This window comes from Microcoleus sp. D3_18_C4 (genome assembly GCF_036702355.1).
GTDB lineage: Bacteria > Cyanobacteriota > Cyanobacteriia > Cyanobacteriales > Microcoleaceae > Microcoleus.
The window spans coordinates 123707-142459 of sequence record NZ_JAUBTF010000012.1; the positions used below are offsets into that span (position 1 = coordinate 123707).

General features: G+C 45.0%; 15 protein-coding genes. 9 read left to right on the plus strand and 6 right to left on the minus strand.

Annotation, left to right across the window (positions count from 1 at the left end):
- The first annotated feature begins 70 nt into the window (after window positions 1-70).
- Together QUA90_RS08855 and QUA90_RS08860 are read left to right on the plus strand one after the other, a co-directional pair.
- On the plus strand, window positions 71-1579 hold the full coding sequence (locus QUA90_RS08855; RefSeq protein ID WP_333444994.1) for an AAA family ATPase: 1509 nt from the start codon (window positions 71-73) through the stop codon (window positions 1577-1579).
- Window positions 1569-2510 (plus strand): hypothetical protein, encoded by a 942-nt coding sequence (locus QUA90_RS08860; protein WP_333444997.1) that lies wholly within the window; start codon window positions 1569-1571, stop codon window positions 2508-2510. Before QUA90_RS08855 ends, QUA90_RS08860 begins: the two co-directional genes overlap by 11 nt.
- Before the next feature lie 31 nt (window positions 2511-2541).
- On the opposite strand, the gene QUA90_RS08865 is transcribed toward QUA90_RS08860, so the two are convergent.
- Window positions 2542-2784 (minus strand): helix-turn-helix transcriptional regulator, encoded by a 243-nt coding sequence (locus QUA90_RS08865; RefSeq protein ID WP_333444999.1) that lies wholly within the window; start codon window positions 2782-2784, stop codon window positions 2542-2544.
- Between the two features lie 131 nt (window positions 2785-2915).
- On the opposite strand from QUA90_RS08865, the gene QUA90_RS08870 reads away from it, so the two are divergent.
- Both QUA90_RS08870 and QUA90_RS08875 read left to right on the plus strand, forming a co-directional pair.
- Window positions 2916-3263: a hypothetical protein gene (locus tag QUA90_RS08870; protein ID WP_333445001.1), complete on the plus strand. Its 348-nt coding sequence runs from the start codon at window positions 2916-2918 to the stop codon at window positions 3261-3263.
- Between the two features lie 166 nt (window positions 3264-3429).
- Window positions 3430-4092, plus strand: coding sequence for a Uma2 family endonuclease (locus QUA90_RS08875; protein ID WP_333445003.1), 663 nt, complete (start codon window positions 3430-3432; stop codon window positions 4090-4092).
- Between the two features lie 44 nt (window positions 4093-4136).
- Here the strand turns inward: QUA90_RS08875 and cofH are convergent, their stop codons facing one another.
- On the minus strand, window positions 4137-5282 hold the full coding sequence (gene cofH / locus QUA90_RS08880; RefSeq protein WP_333445005.1) for a 7,8-didemethyl-8-hydroxy-5-deazariboflavin synthase subunit CofH: 1146 nt from the start codon (window positions 5280-5282) through the stop codon (window positions 4137-4139).
- A 140-nt stretch (window positions 5283-5422) separates the two neighbouring features.
- Between cofH and QUA90_RS08885 the strand changes: the two genes are divergently transcribed.
- Complete coding sequence (locus tag QUA90_RS08885; protein WP_333445007.1) at window positions 5423-6640, plus strand: glycosyltransferase; 1218 nt, start codon at window positions 5423-5425, stop codon at window positions 6638-6640.
- A 117-nt stretch (window positions 6641-6757) separates the two neighbouring features.
- Complete coding sequence (locus tag QUA90_RS08890; RefSeq protein ID WP_333445009.1) at window positions 6758-8533, plus strand: glycosyltransferase family 39 protein; 1776 nt, start codon at window positions 6758-6760, stop codon at window positions 8531-8533.
- 153 nt (window positions 8534-8686) lie between these two features.
- On the opposite strand, the gene QUA90_RS08895 is transcribed toward QUA90_RS08890, so the two are convergent.
- The 3 genes from QUA90_RS08895 to QUA90_RS08905 form a co-directional block, all read right to left on the minus strand.
- Window positions 8687-8959, minus strand: coding sequence for a hypothetical protein (locus tag QUA90_RS08895; protein ID WP_333389432.1), 273 nt, complete (start codon window positions 8957-8959; stop codon window positions 8687-8689).
- A 47-nt stretch (window positions 8960-9006) separates the two neighbouring features.
- Window positions 9007-9612, minus strand: a complete 606-nt coding sequence (locus QUA90_RS08900; RefSeq protein WP_333389430.1) for a DUF3318 domain-containing protein — start codon at window positions 9610-9612, stop codon at window positions 9007-9009.
- Between the two features lie 210 nt (window positions 9613-9822).
- The gene (locus tag QUA90_RS08905) at window positions 9823-11364 is read right to left on the minus strand and encodes a nucleoside transporter C-terminal domain-containing protein (RefSeq protein ID WP_333445010.1); all 1542 of its coding nucleotides are present in this window, start codon (window positions 11362-11364) and stop codon (window positions 9823-9825) included.
- Window positions 11365-11585: 221 nt separating this feature from the next.
- On the opposite strand from QUA90_RS08905, the gene QUA90_RS08910 reads away from it, so the two are divergent.
- Window positions 11586-11876: a hypothetical protein gene (locus QUA90_RS08910; RefSeq protein WP_333210323.1), complete on the plus strand. Its 291-nt coding sequence runs from the start codon at window positions 11586-11588 to the stop codon at window positions 11874-11876.
- Between the two features lie 110 nt (window positions 11877-11986).
- Here QUA90_RS08910 and QUA90_RS08915 read toward each other — a convergent pair whose 3' ends face one another.
- A complete protein-coding gene (locus QUA90_RS08915; protein WP_333085563.1) occupies window positions 11987-12181 on the minus strand; it encodes a hypothetical protein in 195 nt (64 codons plus the stop codon).
- 399 nt (window positions 12182-12580) lie between these two features.
- Between QUA90_RS08915 and QUA90_RS08920 the strand changes: the two genes are divergently transcribed.
- Complete coding sequence (locus tag QUA90_RS08920; protein ID WP_333445012.1) at window positions 12581-17431, plus strand: CHAT domain-containing protein; 4851 nt, start codon at window positions 12581-12583, stop codon at window positions 17429-17431.
- 356 nt (window positions 17432-17787) lie between these two features.
- Window positions 17788-18753, plus strand: a 966-nt coding sequence (locus tag QUA90_RS08925) for a protein kinase domain-containing protein (RefSeq protein ID WP_333389424.1), incomplete at its 3' end; no start/stop codon positions are given.

Here is an 18753-nt window from a genome sequence, read left to right on the forward strand (position 1 = left end):
GAGTTATAATCTAAAATGATTGTGGCTCAGGGTTTCAAGAAAAAATCCAACCCCACACTAGGAGTTTATTATGCACTTGCTACGAGTTCAAGTTCCTGATTTTCGCGGTTTAAAAGATATTGACATAACTTTTGAAAAAGATTTTTTTCCTAAAATTTTTCCGCTGGGTAGTCAAAATGGTGGCGGGAAAAGTACGCTGTTGCAGTTAATTTTTGTACTACTGCACTGTTCTGTCGATCCAGCTCGGAAACAGTTTTTGAAAAATCTGCTTCGGGGATTAAAAATTGATGAAACTTCTCCTCAAAAAACTCTAGCTATCATGGATATCTGGGATGGAGAAAAAATTGTAAAACTGAGTTTTATTTGTGTAAAAAATGATATTTTTATAGAAAAAATACCTCTTTTAAAAGACGCAACGGAAGCAACAAGTAATTTTTCTAAATTTACCTTTTCTATTTTAACAGAAATAGAATCAATTAAGAATGTCATTGCCAGAACAGAAGAAGAAAATCGCGAGTTAAAAAAAATCATTAATGAATATTTGGAATTAGCCAAGCCTTTCTCTGAAAGTAATAGAGAAACAGCATGGAAATTAACAGTAGCACTTATAGGTACTAAAAGATTATTACAACAAATAGGACAAAAATTTGGCTGGGCTTCTTCATCAATTATTGATTCTTCATCTTCTTTAGAAGAACTTATATTAGAAGTGTTAAAAATCTCGCAAGCTCAACTGGATCATCATTATAATGAAGAGCAAGAACTTAATACTAGCTCACAGCAATTTATAAAAATTTTGGAACTTGCTAAATTGAGATACCTACTTAGTTACGCAACTGATGATAGTGAAAATAACAATGAGGTCTTACTTTGTCATATTGATAACTTGAATATAAATGAAGCAGAAAGTTTTTTAAAGAGATTATCCGAAAATATTTTTCTAGCTGCTCCTGCAACCCAGGTTTTTCTTTTTCTTTCTAGAGGTGCCAGAAATTTGTTATTTAAAAATAGTGAGAGTAATAACTATTATTCAGAACTTGATTCGGCTAAATCTCAACTTCCCAGCTTTTTTACCTATGATTTTTTTATGGTAGACCTCCTGATAGAATCCTTTGAAGACGCTCGCGATCGCGATTTTATAAAAGCGATAGAAACAGGCGAGTATGGCAATAACTACAAAACTTTAAAAAACGATTTGAACCAAATGTTAGTAAACAAAAAAATTAATCTTGACAGAGATTTTGCTGGTGTCAACTTTAAATTGGATAATAATGGTGAAACTAGAGAACTATATCCAGAAGATTTAAGTCACGGTGAACTCAAAAGACTTAGCATTTATATATGGCTCAAGTCTCGTAACATAGAAGATGCTATTATTTTGATGGATGAAGTTGAAATTGCTTTTCATCCAGATTGGCAATATCAAATTATATCAGACCTCAAAGAGTGGGCGCCCAGCAATCAATATATTCTCGCAACTCACTCCTACGCATTGTGTGAAGCTCTGACACCAGCTCACGTTAAAGAAATCGAGCCAAAACTTATCAAACAAGAATCTAATATTACAAATGAGTCTTAGTCCAGAACAGCTAAAAAAACATTGCGAGGCAATTCTTCAGTCTCGCAGAATTAAAAACAAAATTGTGGTATTGTGCGAAGGTGATATTCGGAAGACGCAGGGTAGAGAGTCACCTCAAGCTTATAAAGCAATGGAGCAAATGCCTGATGCCAACTTTTATAAGGCTTGCGTTCCGACATGGTGGAGACAGAAGTTACCGGAATTTTTCAACTGTGGCGATCGCAAAGATGTATTAGAAACCTACTCTACTCTTTCAATATTACACGAAAAGGATACCACTAATTCATATTTAGATCCTGCTCGACTTTTTGCAATGATAGATTTAGACTTGCAACTGCAAACGATCGACAATTATATTTTTACCGATACAGAAGCAATTTTTCGGAATCTTTACGAAAAATCGGAGGTGAAAGAGCAAAACGCAGCACAGCACCGGATCTGGATTACAGGTTTGATCCACAAAGAAGCATATTTTCTGACACCTGAACTTCAACCAATATTTGACAATTGTTGTAACGAGCCGATGTATCAGGGAAATCCTGCGGTACTCGCAAATATTTATCTGGATATGGCTGATGCAATTTGTACTGACTTCGATTTACAGAATAACCTACAGAGAGCCTTCGATCGCATTAGTTACTGTTCGGGATTGGATTGTACCGAAGTTAAAAACTTTCAGGCTTCGTGGAAAGAGCGGTTTCAAAATGCTGTAGATGAAACGCATAAAAATCAGTCGATCGCAGTTTTGCTGACAATTAAAAAAGCTAAGGATTATTGGCATCAAATTAAGCCATCCGGTGACTTTAGCCGGGAAGATTGGGTATTTAGAGAGCAACTATCGTTAGAAATTGGGAGATTTTATTCAGAGCAAAGTAGCGATGTTAAGTCTCATATTCCTTTTTTTTTCAAAACATTGTATGAGTTCGTTTAAATAAAACGCCTCAATTATAATATTCCATTTTCTATCCATCAGCATCGCTAGGAAAACCAAATTGGTCTGGTAATTCAGCAGAGGTAATTTGCAGAATCTCTAGCAACTTCTTGTATTGAACAGGCGTTAGCTTCGGTACCGATCGCCCAGCTTCCCAGTTGCTTACCGTCGCTTCCGTAACGCCAAGTGCTTCTGCTAGCTGCTTTTGAGTCATAAACCGCTGAACTCTCAGTCGCATTAGGGGCGATCGATCGGCTCTTTCTGAGATTTCCATAGGCTATTTGTTAAGTTATATTAATATATTTGGGTTTTGTCTAAAATGATTGACATCTACCCTAAATCAATTTAGATTTAATCTAATAGAGATTAGACAGCACCAGCTAAGCCACTTGTGCTGTAGGGGAATTGCTGTCTTTTCTTCAACTTGTTATTGTACGCGGTTTTACCGTTACAAAGCATCAAACCTATCCAAAATTATTAGTCAAAGCTATGTTGCAAGATTCATCATCGAACCAAACATCGCCCAATGTTTTAACCAACCAAACCTTTGAGGGCGATCGCGAAGCAGTCCGTCACGTCATCATCGGTTCGCCGCTGGGGGTACGCCGAACTATCCACCAACTGCACGCATTGCGCTACGAAGAAGCTGTTCGTTGGACTCATCCGATCGCCATTCCCGACAACCGCATCATTATTACACCCGATCAGGGAGAAATCATGAGTCTGTTAGTCAAATTAATCCGGCTGCAATGAAGTCATAAATGTGCGATCGATCTTTCTAGAATTGAGTCAAAAGTGCGATCGCGAATCTCTTCTCGTTGCCCGTGCTAAACTCAACAGATATATCCAAAAACTCTTGTGGGGTAGGCATCCTGCCTGCCCTTGGCACAAACTTAACAACTAGCTCGCAATTCAGCTTATGATTGTTATCACCCCCGTCCTCAAACCTGTTAGCAAAATAACGCTTACTCCCGGTAGTGTCGTAACTATTCCCAATATAAGTTGGCTCGAATTCGAGTCGATTTTGGAGGAATTGGGAGAAAAGCGATCGGCACGAGTTGCTTACAGCAAAGAAACTTTAGAAATTATGGTTCCTTTACCCGAACACGAAAGACCAACAGATTTAATCTCTGATATTGTCAAAATTTTACTCAAGTCGGCGGGCAGAAGATATGAACCATTTGGTTCTACTACTTTCAAACGGGAAGGTGCAGCAGGAATTGAACCTGATGCTTGCTTTTATATTCTAAATTATCAGCGGATGATTAGCCGCCGCCGACTTTTGCCGGACGATCCGCCGCCGGATTTAGCAATTGAAACGGATGTAGCTTCTAAAACTACGATCGATGCCTATAAAATTATTGGAGTTCCAGAAGTATGGGTTTATGACAGCGGCCGACTTCGCATTTATTTGCTGCAAGATGGAGAGTATGTAGAATCGGATATGAGTCCGAATTTTCCAGGAATCGCGATCGCACAACTTATCCCCACTGCGGTAGAACGTGCTTTGCAGGTGGGAAGTTGTCAAGCGCTAGAAGAATTTGAAAGTGCGATCCTCTCCGAGGGCTTCGCTAACGGCTAAACTCGTAGGAGACGTTACGCACTTCGCACTTCGCATCCGAAAAATTAAACACTTACTGCCACATTGTCAACCCCTAAAGGTCGATAAATTGTATCTCTTTGCTGATAACTCCGCCCCAAAGAACTAATTGCATTTTGCAAATCTTCGACAGATTGACAACTGCCGCCAACCGCACCGGCCATCGTTGTAATGTGCTCTTCCATCAATGTACCGCCGATGTCGTTGCAGCCCCATTTCAGCGCTTCTGTAGCTCCGTCTAAACCTAATTTTACCCAACTCGGTTGGTGATTGGAAATCAAATTGCCTAAGAAGATTCTCGATACTGCGGTGAGTAACAATGTATCTGCTAAAATTGGTTGGTCGCGGCCGACTCGACTCCGCAAAGGTGCCGGTGCTTCCTGTCCGACAAATGGTAGTAAAATAAATTCTGTAATGCGTGCCCCATAGTTTTGGTCGATCGCAGTTTGTTGGAGCGATCGCACTTTTTCTAAATGCAAAACCTGCTGTTCGGCCGTCTCAATATGCCCGCAAAGCATCGTACTCGTTGTCGGCAAACCCAGACTGTGAGCAGTTCCCACAATTTCCAGCCAAGTTGCCGAATTTAGTTTTTCCGGGCAAATCACCCGTCGCACAGAATCGTCGAGAACTTCCGCTGCGGTTCCCGGCATCGAACCAACTCCCGCATCCCGCAAAGCCGAAATTACATAGCTGAAACTAAGATTATCTTCTCTGGCAATAAATTCTATTTCTTGCGGCGAAAAAGCGTGCAAGTGCAACTGAGGAAACTTATCCTTAATAGTTTTCACCAATTGCAGATAATAAGGCAAAGATGCGCCGTTGAGCTTAGCTTGAAGATTTAAGCCGCCCTGCATACAAATTTCCGTTGCACCCCGCTGCACTGCATCAGTTGCCTTTTCCTGAATTTGAGCTGCATCTAACCAAAAAGCGCCCTCATCTCCTTCGTCGCGGCGAAATGCACAAAAACTGCAATGCTGCTCGCAAATGTTAGTAAAATTAATATTCCGATTGATAACGTAGGTGACAGTATCTCCTGATTGTTGGCGGCGGAGCAAGTCAGCGGTTGTTTGAATAGAAGCTCGCGCGTCTGGCTCTGTTTGCTGCAAAAGTACCAAGGCTTCTGCAGAAGAGATGTTATAACCTTGTAAAGCTCGATCGAGAATTGCATCCACAGTTTTCTTTTTAACTCAGCTACAGAATTACTGACTAGAATTAAGGCGTTTTTATATTTTAACTAATCAATTATGGAGGAACGATATTTTACAATCTCAAGTGCTACCAAACTATTCTTAACTTTCTGAACACTCAAATTATGGGCAGCTACCAACCAAATCAGGTCTTGCCAGTGCCGTCGGGGCCTTTGCAAATTCCTGCTATACAGACTTTCGGTTCAACTTTTGTACACGCAGGCACACCGCCAATTTATTTTTCCCTGGTAATTCCCACCTACAACGAGCGCAGGAATATCCAGAGTATTGTGGAAAAATTGAGCCAATTGCTCGATGGTATCCTTCCCGGCCACTACGAATTAATTGTAGTCGATGACGACAGCCCCGATCGCACCTGGGAAATCGCCCTGTCCCTGACACCGGAATATCCGCAATTGCGGGTAATGCGCCGGGAAGAGGAGCGGGGACTTTCCACAGCGGTAATTCGCGGGTGGCAGGTAGCTCAGGGTGAGGTTTTGGGCGTCATCGATGCCGACTTGCAGCATCCCCCGGAGACGCTGTTGCAGCTTTTAGCAGAAATTCAGCGGGGAGCAGATTTAGCTGCTGCAAGTCGTCACGTGGGCGAGGGCGGGGTGAGCGACTGGAGCGTTGTCAGGCGATTTTTATCGCGGGGCGCTCAAACCGTGGGGTTGGTGATCCTGCCGGGAGTGGTGGGCCGAGTTTCCGATCCGATGAGTGGCTATTTTATGGTGCGTCGCACTTGCATAGCCGGCAAAACCATGAATCCTGCTGGTTACAAAATATTGATTGAAGTGCTCGGCAGGGGCGATATCCGCTGGATTGGAGAAGTTGGTTACGTGTTTCAGGAGCGGCAAGAAGGCGAGAGCAAAGTTACCTGGAAACAGTATATTGACTATTTGCGACATTTGCTTCGGTTGCGGTTTGCCCGCTGGCCGATGAGCCGATTCCTGCGGTTTGGCGTGGTTGGTTTCAGCGGCGTGTTTGTGGATATGGGAGTTTTTTACCTGCTGCGGACTGTCCTTGGTTTGGGGCTGACTCGCAGTGCAATCTTTTCTGCTGAAGTGGCAATTATCAATAATTTCTTGTGGAACGATTTATGGACTTTTCGTGATATTTCTAAGCGGCAGCCTGGAAAGCGCCAGCGCTTGAAACGGCTGTTGAAATTTAATGTGATTTGTTTGATTGGCTTGATTATGAATGTGCTGCTGGTGAATCTGCTGTTTAATGTTTTTAAGGTAAACGAATATTGCGCTAAGTTGATTGCGATCGCGACTGTCACTCTGTGGAATTTCTGGATCAATATGAAGCTGAGTTGGCGGGTGACGGACGTTAAAAAATAGTTTTTAGTTTGGCTATTCGTTAGTTGTTAGTGGTTATTGGAACTGACAACTAAAAACTCCCAACTGACAACTGACAACAGCCAACGACCAACTGCCTTTAAATGAATGAATGAATTAATGATTAAGAACAAACAACTGTTGTTGCTATTTCTGTGGACGGCGATCGCCTTTATTTTGCGCTTTGCCAATTTAAACTCGAAACCGCTGTGGACAGACGAGTTTTCTACTCTAGTTTTTAGTTTGGGCAACAGTTTTCGAGGGGTGCCGGTCGATCGCGCGATCGACCTTTCTACATTATTACAACCCCTACAATTGCGCCCCGATGCTGACACCGCCGACGTGCTCCGCAATTTGCTGCTAGAAAGCAACCATCCACCAGTGTATTTTATGCTCGCCCACTGGTGGATGCGACTGTTTGGGCCGACCGAGGATAGTTTAGTTTGGATAGGGCGAGCTCTTCCTGCATTATTGGGCGTGATTTCAGTTCCAGCTATCTACTTTTTGGGGAAATTTGCTTTTAGTTCTCGTTTAGTCGGTCAATGTGCAGCCGCGATGATGGCAGTTTCTCCCTACGGCATTTATCTCGCTCAAGAAGCTCGCCATTACACTTTAGGAATCTTATTAGTTATTGCCTCTCTTTTTTGCCTCACATTAGCTGCAAAAAAGCTGCAACAGGGCGCTCCTCTGCCTATTTGGGCGGTGCTACTTTGGGTAGTTGTTAATTGTTTGGGAATTGCCTCCCACTATTTTTTTACACTGGCTTTGTGTGCGGAAGCAATAGCATTAATTGCTGTAATCTGGCAGCAGTTTAATGGAAATTTGCCAATTGACAACAGCCAGCAGCCTAATATTTTGCCATTTCAAATCCTCTGGCGGTTTTTCGCAGTAGCGATGGGTACTTTAGCTGGCGGTTTAGTTTGGTTGCCGGTATTTTTGTCCAATAAATACGGCAGCGAACTAACTAATTGGATTGTCAGCGGCGATCGCACATTTTTAAATTGGATCGCGCCGATTTTTCAAGCTTTAGCTGGATGGATCACTGTCATCTCTCTGCTGCCGGTGGAATCGCCAAATTTGGTAGTAGTAGTAGCATCGGCGATCGTAATGACAATATTTTTTATATTGGTGCTTCCCATCCTGTTTAGCGCTCTTAAAAAGTCCTTAACAGCCCCCGATACTCGTTTAGGTACTGTTATTTTCGGCGGATTTGTGCTAGGAGCAATTTTCCTATTTTTCAGCTTTGCATATATTCTTGGCATTGACCTCACTCGCGGCGCACGATACAATTTCGTCTACTTTCCGGGGGTGATATTGCTTTTAGGAGCAACCTTGGCGGTTATTTTTAACACACCTACAGCAAAAAGTCAATCGTTTAATTTACGGGCGATCGAAGTTTCGGGCAAAAAAGCAGTGGTGCTAATTTTAGCAATGGGTTTTTTTAGCGGTGTCACAGTAAATTCCAATCTCGGCTATCGCAAATATTACAAACCAGACCTTTTAATTCCGGTTATCCGCGAATTATCGAAAGTTCCCGTGTTAATTGCCACTACTCAAAAGACTCATGTAGAAATAGGAGAGTTGATGGGGATAGGGTGGGAATGGGAAAGAAGTTCGACAACGGATTTTGTAGCAGATGTAACGGATGTTAGGAAGAAAGAAGAAGTTAAAGCCTTTGATTCTCCACTGTTTCTTTTGGCTAATCAGAGAAGGGATGCACCAGAAATAGCGGCAGGAACACTTGACAAAACACTCAGTCAATTAGAACGTCCGCTAGATTTGTGGTTTGTTAATTTTCGCGCACCTTTCAATCTAGAAGCACAAAAGTGTCAGCTTGAATCGCGCGAGTTGCCTGCGGTGGATGGGTATGAATATCAAGTTTATCATTGTTCTTGAGTTGGCGATCGCCCGCAACGACAGTTCAATCGACTAGAAAGAGCGATCGATAAATTTATGACTCCGAGGCATGACAATATTCGCACAGACCTTTTGCTCTCTGACGAACTTGATTTTGGATATTTTCAGGGATTTGAGGGCGAGGGGACATTTCTACACAGTAGGCTGAATCTGACCCAAGAAAAGATTGCGGACAGTCCGATTGACAAAACTGAGGTAATCGTCGATTTCTTCGTAAAGATTGAGTTCTTGTTCTTCGTCAGGATTTAGGGGGAAAGTTTGTTGTTTGTCCAACAGTTCTTGGATGCGATTTTTGACAGTTGTGGAGGCTTTAAAAATTGGTATGTCTTCCACTAATTCAATTCGGACAGCTCCTTCTATAGGTAGAGTATCGCGCAGGTTTTCCAGTTTTGGCAGGATTAGCATCGTTGTGAATTTTATGGGCTTCCATCTTGATTATATCTAGGTTTTTTTCAATCTTTCCTTACACTATCGGGCACGCCCACCGTCGAAATACCCGATATCGCCTTTAAGTTTTGACACCGAATCAACTCGTTAAAATCTAAACTGCGCCCTTCAATTTGCGCCACAGCCTCGATCGCCCCAAGCAAATGTCCGGCCGCTTCCGCTTCGTTGTAACCACGCCTTCCCGCTACTCTAATCGCCCCTTCGTCAGCATCTAATTCTACTTGGGAACTGCGGTTGTCGCGCCAAATTCGAGTCATGGCGAGTCCTGTCAAACCGCCCGCGATCGCAGTGCCGATCGCATCTCCCTGCAACAATTCTACAACAGTCCCGACAATTCCCGCCAGAGCCGCACCTTGATAAATATCCGGTTTAAACCACTTAAAATTGCACAGAAAACTTACATTCCGCAATAGCAGTAAATCCCGCTGCGGCTTAGATAGCAGCCGCCACAAATCAAAATTAATATAAATCGGGCGAGATTGATTCCAAGGCAAAGGAAAATCGCAGTCAATTACCGTTGATTGTTGGGGCTTATTAATGATTTTACACATCATGCGGCCCGAAGCGGGCATCACATCTAACAGGCGGCGAATTTCTGGATCGGGATTCATATTTTTGGGGAATTGGTTATTGGTAATTAGACCTATAGCAGAAATTTTTGATTAATATGTCAACCGCAGATTCAAGGCAGATAAACGCAGATAATTTTTAGATAGTTTGGGAATGCTTGCAATTTGAGTCTAATCTGTAGGGACACGGCATTGCCGTGTCCTTTTCCCATAGCTCATTTAATGACTTTTCTTAGAGTCTGATTTGGGAGATTATTGAGCTTTCGGAGTTGCTTTTTCACTCTTCGGCGAAGGCTTCGGACTGGCAATTGATGGGGCAACTGACGGCTTTGAATTCGCGGCTGGGGATGGCAGTGGTTTGGGAGAATCAGGGGCTGTTAGCGGGGCAGCAGGGGCTGTTTTAGCGCCTAAAATGCTGGCGTCTCCGGTGTCGAAGGTTCCCGCGATGCAAGCGATCATCATTGTCGCTAAGGTGCCGACAAATAATGCTTTCCAACCGAGTTCGGAAATGTCTTTGCGACGGGATGGAATTAGGGCGATTGTGCCGCCGACAAATATGCCGACGGATGCTAAGTGGGCAAAGCCGGAAAGGGCGTAACTGACAATTAAAACTGTACGATCGCTCACCAGTCCTTTTGCCGATGCTTCTGCTAAACTTTGATAGGGCGGAATGGCTGTTTCTAACAACCTGCGACCGATAATTACTGACGCTTGCCAAGAGTCGTCTAATGAAACTCCTGTTAATAGCGTCAGGGGATAAAATAAAAATCCCATAATGTTGGCTAAGGTGACAACTTTGAACAAGTCACCAATGGGGCCGGGCAAAATTGCCAGCCAACCAAAGAATTGATTGATTAAGGAAACTAAGCCTAAGATTAAAATCAAAACAGCGGCAATTGCTACTGCCATTTTTACACCGTCCAATGCACCAATTATCGCTGCATCGAGAGGGCTGACTCTTTCGATGGGTTCTCCCCCAACAGTCTCTTGTGTGAATTCTTCGCGCTCCCTGTCCGAAATTTCTTCGCCCACAAACTCGCGGCCTTTAGGCTTGGGTTCTTCCTTGGGAATGCCACCCATTGTCAGGGGCACTCCTGTTTCGGGTACTAAGATTTTGGATAGAACAAAACAAGCGGGAATAGCGATAATTGAGGCTGAAACTAAGTGTCCTAAAATATTGGGAAAAACTGGCTTGAGAAAACTAACGTAAATTGCTAAAGTTGAAGAAGCAGCGGTTCCAAAACAGCAAGAGAGGATTGCACAAAGTTCCGAACGAGTCATTCTTGGCAAATAAGGCTTGACGACTATTGCCGCTTCAATTCCTACGAAAATATTAGCCGCACCGCTGAGGGCTTCCGCGCCGCTCAACCGCATTGTCATATAAAAGATTTTTGCAAAAAGTTCGGTGATAATTTGAATCACGCCGATGTTGTATAGCAAGGCCATGAGGCCAGAAAAAAAGATGACTGTCGGTAAAGCTCGAAAGGCAAAAATATATCCTAAATTAACTGCCGGATCTTTACCAGGTATCGGTACAACATTGCTCCCGAATACAAATCTCGCTCCAGCGTCAGCAGCGGTGAATACTCCATCCAGTAAGCTAGTAAACCATTCTAAAGCGATGCGAGTTGGGGGGAACAGGAATACTAAAAATCCTAAGACTAATTGCAGGCCAATGCCCCAGATGATGACGCGCCAAGGTATATACTTCGACTGTCGGTTTTCTGAAAAAACCCAGGCGATCGCACATAAGCCAAAAATGCCCAGAAACGAGATAAGATTGTAGATAGACATGAGCCTAGTCCTTGAAATAGTTGAGAATGCCGATCGACGGCTTGCACCACATCAGTTATACTATTCATCTGACGGCAAATGCTAAAAAAAAATAACGGGCAGATAAATTACGCACTCAACAGCGTACTTATGTCATTGCTTAGGTCATTCCGAACTCTGCGGATCTTTAGCAAGCCTTGATTTGCCGTAATTACCAGCAGTTTAAATAGAAACTCTAACACATGGAAGCTTTTGCTCCACATCCTCCTGAATGGACTGCGACGGCGGTTCACGCTAATGAGTTTTGCTGTCCCAAGTGCGGCGCTAGCTGTACGGATGCCGCTGAGGTCTGGATTAATCGCCGATCGCCAGTATACACCGAGTTCAACCGCCGCAAGTGGCAAGAATTTTACCGATGCCAGTGTGGCGGTGTGTGGTGGGCTTGGAGTAGCGATAGGCCTCCTTCTGAACTTGTGCGTCGCGATGAAATCTCGAATGACGGCCCGGATGACAGCCCGGATGATGATTTTTAGAACCGTGACAGAATTTTCGCTTTTCGCTTTGCGATTTTTTTATTTAAAATTAGGGTAAGGTGCGCGGCATGGCGCACCCTACGTTTAGATAAGTTATCGCCCGTTCTCAACTAATTGAGCACGTCAAGTATTCCCTTGACTACGCCTTCCATGACTCTTTCAATTAAGCTCAATTCATTTTCGCCGATCGACTCATTTAAGAGCATTGACTGAATTCGCTGTCTGTCATCGCGAGTCAGTTCGCCTGACGAAAATATCCGCTCTACTATTTGTTCAGTTAGAAATTGGAAAGCTGGAGTTTGCATGGTTGGTCTCTAAAAGCATTAATATTTTGTTTTTAACTTCATTAGAGCAGCCAGTTATTTTGCGGGTTTTTGCCGTCCCACCCAGTCAGTGCTGCAATCATAAGACTTTGAGGGCATTTTGTCAAGATACCTGCGACAGATAAATATAAAATCTGCATTAAATTTCCGACATTCTGGCAACGGGTGGTTTTGGAGTGCGATCGACCCCCGGCGGTGGCGGTATTCGATCGACCTTTTTAAGTTTATTGGCACTTGGGCGGAACATTACAGCTCAAAAAAAATCAAAACGAGAAGAGATTAAAATTGGTAATGGAGAATTGGCTTTTCTGAATTCCCTCTTCCTTCCGGCTAATGACTAATGACTAAGAACTAATAACTAATGACTAATGGCTTCCTCCAATGACCTATTTCCGTTCTGCTCTAATTTTGACATTAGGTTTTGGGCTGCTACCGCTAGCAGTGCGATCGCAACCCGTAGTCCCTGCTACTGATGGCACGAATACTGTTGTTAAGTCCGAGCAAAACCGCACAGACATTAGTGGCGGACAACTGTCAGGAAACGGGGCAAATCTGTTTCACAGCTTCAGCCAATTTAATCTCAGCGAAGGTCAAATAGCTAATTTTATAACTAATCCAAATATTCAAAATATTTTAGGGCGGATTTCCGGTGACAATGTTTCCGTCATTAACGGTCTGATTTCTGTAAGCGGCGGTAACTCAAATTTATTCTTAATGAATCCGGCGGGAATTGTCTTCGGTCAAAATGCTAGATTAAACGTGCCGGGGTCTTTTTTCGCGACAACTGCTACAGGTATTGGCTTCGGTGATCGCTGGTTCAATTCTGCCGGAATTAATGATTACAAAGCTTTACTGGGAAATCCCAATCAATTTAATTTTAATAACTCACAAGTTGGTGCAATTGTCAATGCGGGAAACTTGGCAGTTGGCAGCGGGCAAAGTTTAACTTTGCTAGGTGGCACCGTTGTTAATACAGGACAATTATCCGCTCCCCATGGTCAAGTTACTGTGGCTGCTGTTCCGGGACAAAATGCAGTCCGTATCAGTCAAGGTGGCAATTTATTGAGTTTAGAAATTACTCCGTCTTTGCAGTTAGAAAACTCGGTGATTGCCCCGGTTTCTTTGCCTCAGTTGCTGACGGGACCCGGCGTAGCGTCAGCCACAGGTTTAACGACTAACGAACAAGGTCAATTGGTACTGACTGGCAGCCAAACAGTGCCGGCAGTTGCCGGAAGTGCGATCGTCTCCGGTTCGGTAAATGTATTTGGCCCTTCTGGGAATGCTGGCGGCACAGTCAATATTTTAGGGGAAAAAGTCGGACTCTTCGGCGCAAATATCAATGCTTCCGGGACAGATGGCGGAGGTACTGTGCGCGTCGGAGGCGGTTTCCAAGGGATGGAACCAGTGCCGAACGCACTGGTAACTTATGTTAGTCCTGATTCTACGATCGCAGCAGATGCGATCGACCGTGGCAATGGCGGCACTGCGGTAATTTGGTCAGACAATACAACTCGCTTCTTCGGCAATATTAGTGCTCGCGGGGGCATCGCCGCAGGTAACGGCGGAAGAGTAGAAGTTTCCGGCAAAAATGCTTTAACTTTCCAAGGACAGGTCGATACCCGCGCGACTAACGGTGCGATCGGCAATTTGTGGCTCGATCCGGCAAATATTACGATCGTCAGCGGTAACGGCGACACCAGCGCGCCATCTGGCGGGGAACTCGCATCGGCACCCGAACCCAATGAAACATCGATCTCAGAAGTACAGTTGGAACAGATGGCAGCCGGCAGCAACGTGGTTCTAGAAACCCCCGGCTACATCACCCTCCAAGACTTACCCGATAACCAACTTTCCCTGCAAGCAAGAACGGGAGACACCGTAACATTTAGATCCGGCGGAGTGTTTGTTGTCAATGACTTCCAGGACGCAATCGAGACTCAAGGCGGCAACATCAACATTTTTGGCAGCAGCATCTCTCTGGGCGGACTTAATGCCAACGGCGGCAATATCGCTATCACTGGTAACGGCATTGACTTTAGAGGTGGCAGCAATTCTGTCAGCAGTGCGGGGGGAACAATTCGCTTGCAACCCAACGATAGCCGATCGATTCGGATCGGTGGCACCGGCGATATTTTGGGCATTTTGGACTTGACGGCAAGGGATCTCGGCGCTTTGGCGGGGGATTTCGGCTCGATCGCGATCGGGCGCGAAAACGGTAGCAGCTCCTCGATCGCGATCGTCGCACCCATTACCTTCAACAGCCCGCTGACACTTCAAGGCAGCTCGATCAGGATCGACAATCCCCTGAGAACAAGTGGCAGCGCTAGCTTGACTCTCGACGCGCCCCAAACTGATCTCAACGCCAACATTGCGACATCCGGCGGCGATCTCACTTTTACAGGAAACGCATCCCTCAATGCTGACGTGGCTTTGAGCACGGAACTTAGCGGCAACATTCTGTTCTCCGGCAGCCTAGACGGATCTCACGCCCTAAGACTAGACGCTCAGCGAGTGCTGTTCGGCGGTACAGTCGGTCAAGCTGCACCGCTGGCGAGTTTGACTGTAAACGCCGGCAGTACCCAGGTATCGGGCAATATTGCGACATCTGGCGACATGACTTTCAATAGTAACGTCACAGTCGATCGCACCGCCGCCCTAGCCGCCACTACCGGCAATATCACTTTTGCCAATACCCTCGACAGCAGGCCGGGCCGAGCAAATAATTTGACGCTGCGCGCTGGTGGCAACATTACTTTTGACGGCAGAGTCGGTCAAACTCAGAGGTTGGGCCTGCTCTCGGCTGATGCTGCTAGCGTGACGGCTGCTTCCACAATTGCCGCCCGCATTTTGAGCGTTAACGCGCGAGATGCCGTTACCTTCGGGGGGGACAGCACGGCCGCTTTGGGAGCCGATATCAAGGCAGAAAACGTCCTTCTAGAGGGTAATTTAAGGACGGATGGCGGCAGTGTGAATCTGCAAGGAAGCGGGGAGGTTCGGACTGGTAATATTACCTCGAATGGTGGGAGAATTCGGGTTGAGGGAAATACTGTTGCTGCAGGTACGATCGACTCGTCATCGGCGGGCACAGGAGGCGCGATCGCTCTCCAAACCAATGCTGGGCCTTTAACTGCCGGAGCTTTGAACGCTTCGGGGGCGATCGGCGGAAATATCGATGTCACCTCGAAAGCGGGCATTTCGGCTCTAGATATCAACTCCAGCGGCACTTCAAACGGCAACGGCGGAGGCGTTTCCCTGAACGCGACTGATAACATTCAGTTGGGCTTTATCAATGCTCAAGGTGGCACTGGTGGCGCTGGTGGCAGCGTTGATGTGACAACCCTCGGTTTGTTTCGCTCGAACAATGTTTTCAACGATATATCGGGCAATTCTTCGAGTATTTCTACTGCCGGAGGTGCGGGGGCGGGGGCGATCGCAATTGGGCACGGAGGCGGTAGCGATCGACCGTTTGTAGTTGGCGGCGCGATCGACAATGGAACCCTGGGAAGCATTAATGCTGGCGCGGGAAACGCCATTTTGCCCACTTTTTCTTTTGGACAAACTTACACCCAAGGAAATTTACCAAATCAGATTTCCCTAATTACACCGGGCCCGCCCTCTACTCCTGCACCAATTCCCGCACCAATTCCCGCACCAATTCCCGCACCAATTCCCGTACCAATTCCCGCACCGCCTGTAGTTCCCGTAAATCCTGAGCCTCCCCCATCACTTCCTGCATCTTTGCAAGTAGAATTAGAGTCGCAAAGTAGATACAAACATTCCCCAATTAGGCCGGATATTTTCGCTCCTTCTCGCAGATTCGATTCGGTCGGAGCGGGAGTTTTAGAGTTTGAGCAAACCTTTACTCGCGAGTACGAAAAATATCTAGACTTGCCCGCAAGAACGCCGATTAGTAATATGTCGGTAATTTACGAAACTCTTCGCAAAAACGAAAAAATTACCGGGATAAAATCTGCCATTATTTATATGAATTGGGTCAGCGGCTTGGCTGCCACCACCGCCAAAGAAAATGGTTCAGTGCTGGTGGCCACTCAGGATTTATCTAATCTGTTGCCTGTGAGAAAAAACCTCACCTCCGGGCCCCCTCGCGTCTTAGAAGATAAGGTAGCCCAGAGGTTGCCGCCGGATGGCACAGAAGTTTCCGATGTTCCTAACGGGGAGCATTTAGAATTAGTGTTAGTAACAGCTAACGATGAACCGAGGCGCGTTTTAATTCCGGCGACAACGCGCTGGCAGGTGTTGCAACTAGCCGAGGCCCTGCAAAGCGAAATAACTAATCCCCGAAAAAGAAGCAGCATTAGTTATTTGGATACGGCGCAAAAACTTTATCGGTGGTTAATTGCGCCAGTTGCTGCAGAATTGACAGCTTTAAAAATTGACAATTTAATTGTAATTCCGGCAGCAGGTTTGCGGAGCGTGCCGTTTGCGGCACTTCACGACGGCAAAGGCTTTTTAGTTGAGAAATACAGCATTAGCGTGATGCCGAGTCTGAGTTTGACTGATACTCGCTACGACAATATTGCGGATGATGAAGTTTTGGCAATGGGGGCGTCGGTATTTGAAGATAAAGCGCCATTACCAGCGGTACCGGTGGAGTTAGAGTCGATCGCGCCGCCCGATCGGGGAAAATCATTTTTGAATCAAGATTTTACTCTCGGAAATTTGCAAGCTCAGCGAGCAAATCGACCTTTTGGTATCATTCACTTAGCAACTCACAGCGAATTCCAGCCCGGGGAACCAAAAAATTCTTACATTCAGTTGTGGGATAGTAAATTGCGTATCGATCAAATGCGGCAGTTGCGATGGAATGAACCGCCGGTCAATCTGTTAGTTTTAAGCGCGTGCAGTACCGCCTTGGGCGACGAAGAGGCGGAGTTGGGGTTTGCGGGTTTGGCGGTAGCTAGCGGTGCTAGATCCGCTTTAGCGAGTTTGTGGGAAGTCAGCGATGAGGGGACTTTGGGGCTGATGACTGAGTTTTATCGCCAGTTGCGGACACCCAAACGCGGTGGCAATTTGATGATTAAAGCGGAGGCTTTGCGGCGCGCGCAATTGGAGATGCTGCAGGGGCGCGTGCGGATTCAAGACGGGATGTTGCGAGTCGAAGGGCTTTCTGAAAGTCTAATTTTGCCTCCGGAAATTGCGGCGCGGGGCGATCGCGTGCTTTTGCATCCTTATTATTGGGCCGCCTTTACAATGATTGGTAATCCTTGGTAATGAAGATGTGGAATGAAGAAGGAAAAAGAGGCGATTTGCACTCGCTTTCATGGCATGGTGATTCGCCCTATTTATACTCTAATTATGCAACGCCCACATCTGCTATGAAGACCAAGGGCGATCGCACTTCACTCTGTTTTGCCGGATTTTGCAGGAAACTGGGGAGCGATCGTACTCCTGACCGGAACGTTTAGCCGTCTTATTTTTAAGAAATGTTAATAAACAATAACTTTTCTTTTTAAACTTAAGTTTTTATTAAATTTTCCGATATTATGTATTAGATAATACATATACTTAATTAATTAACAATATATAAAAAAATAATTGAGTATTAATACTGACAAGAGGCTGTAAGAATGATTAACTTACCGGGCTACGAGATTACCAACCAAATCCATGAAAGTAATAATTCTTTAGTTTACCGAGGACGGAGAAAGGAAGACAACCAACCGGTAATTATCAAATTTCTCAAACAAGATTATCCGATGCCAGCTTCGTTAGTCAGATACAAGCAGGAATACGAAATCACACAGAATCTTCACCTAGAAAGTGTGCCTAAAACCTACAGCTTAGAAAGATACCATAACAGTTTGGCTATCATTTTCGAGGATTGTGGTGGAGACTCATTAAAGCTCTTGTTGGCTTCTCATCAACTTACCTTAGAAGAGTTTTTATTAACAGCTATTAAAATAACCAGGGCTTTAGGTGAAATTCATCGACATAAAATTATTCATAAAGATATCAATCCCAGCAATATTATTATTAACTCAAGCACAGGGCGAGTTCAAATTATAGATTTTGGCATCTCTACAGTTTTAAAGCGCGAAAATCCTAGCCTGAAAAATCCTAATGTTTTAGAAGGCACTCTTAGCTATATATCGCCGGAACAAACAGGCAGAATGAACCGATCGATCGACTATCGCACTGATTTTTACTCATTAGGAGTCACTTTTTACGAACTGCTAACGCGGCAATTGCCATGGGATTACAGCGATGCAATGGAATTAATCCACTGTCACATTGCCAAACAAGCAGTACCGCCCCATCAAATCAATCGAGAAATTCCTAAAGCTGTTTCTGATATTGTGATGAAGCTATTAGCGAAAACCGCTGAAGCCAGATATCAAAGCCCTTGGGGAATTATAGCTGACTTAGAAGAATGCCTAGAACAATTAAAAACTATGGGAGGAATTGCAGATTTTGCGATCGCCCAAAAAGATATTACAGATAAGTTTCAAATACCTCAAAAACTCTACGGCAGAGAAACAGAAGTTGAAACCTTATTAGCAGCCTTTGAGCGAGTCAGCAGGGGCAGCACCGAA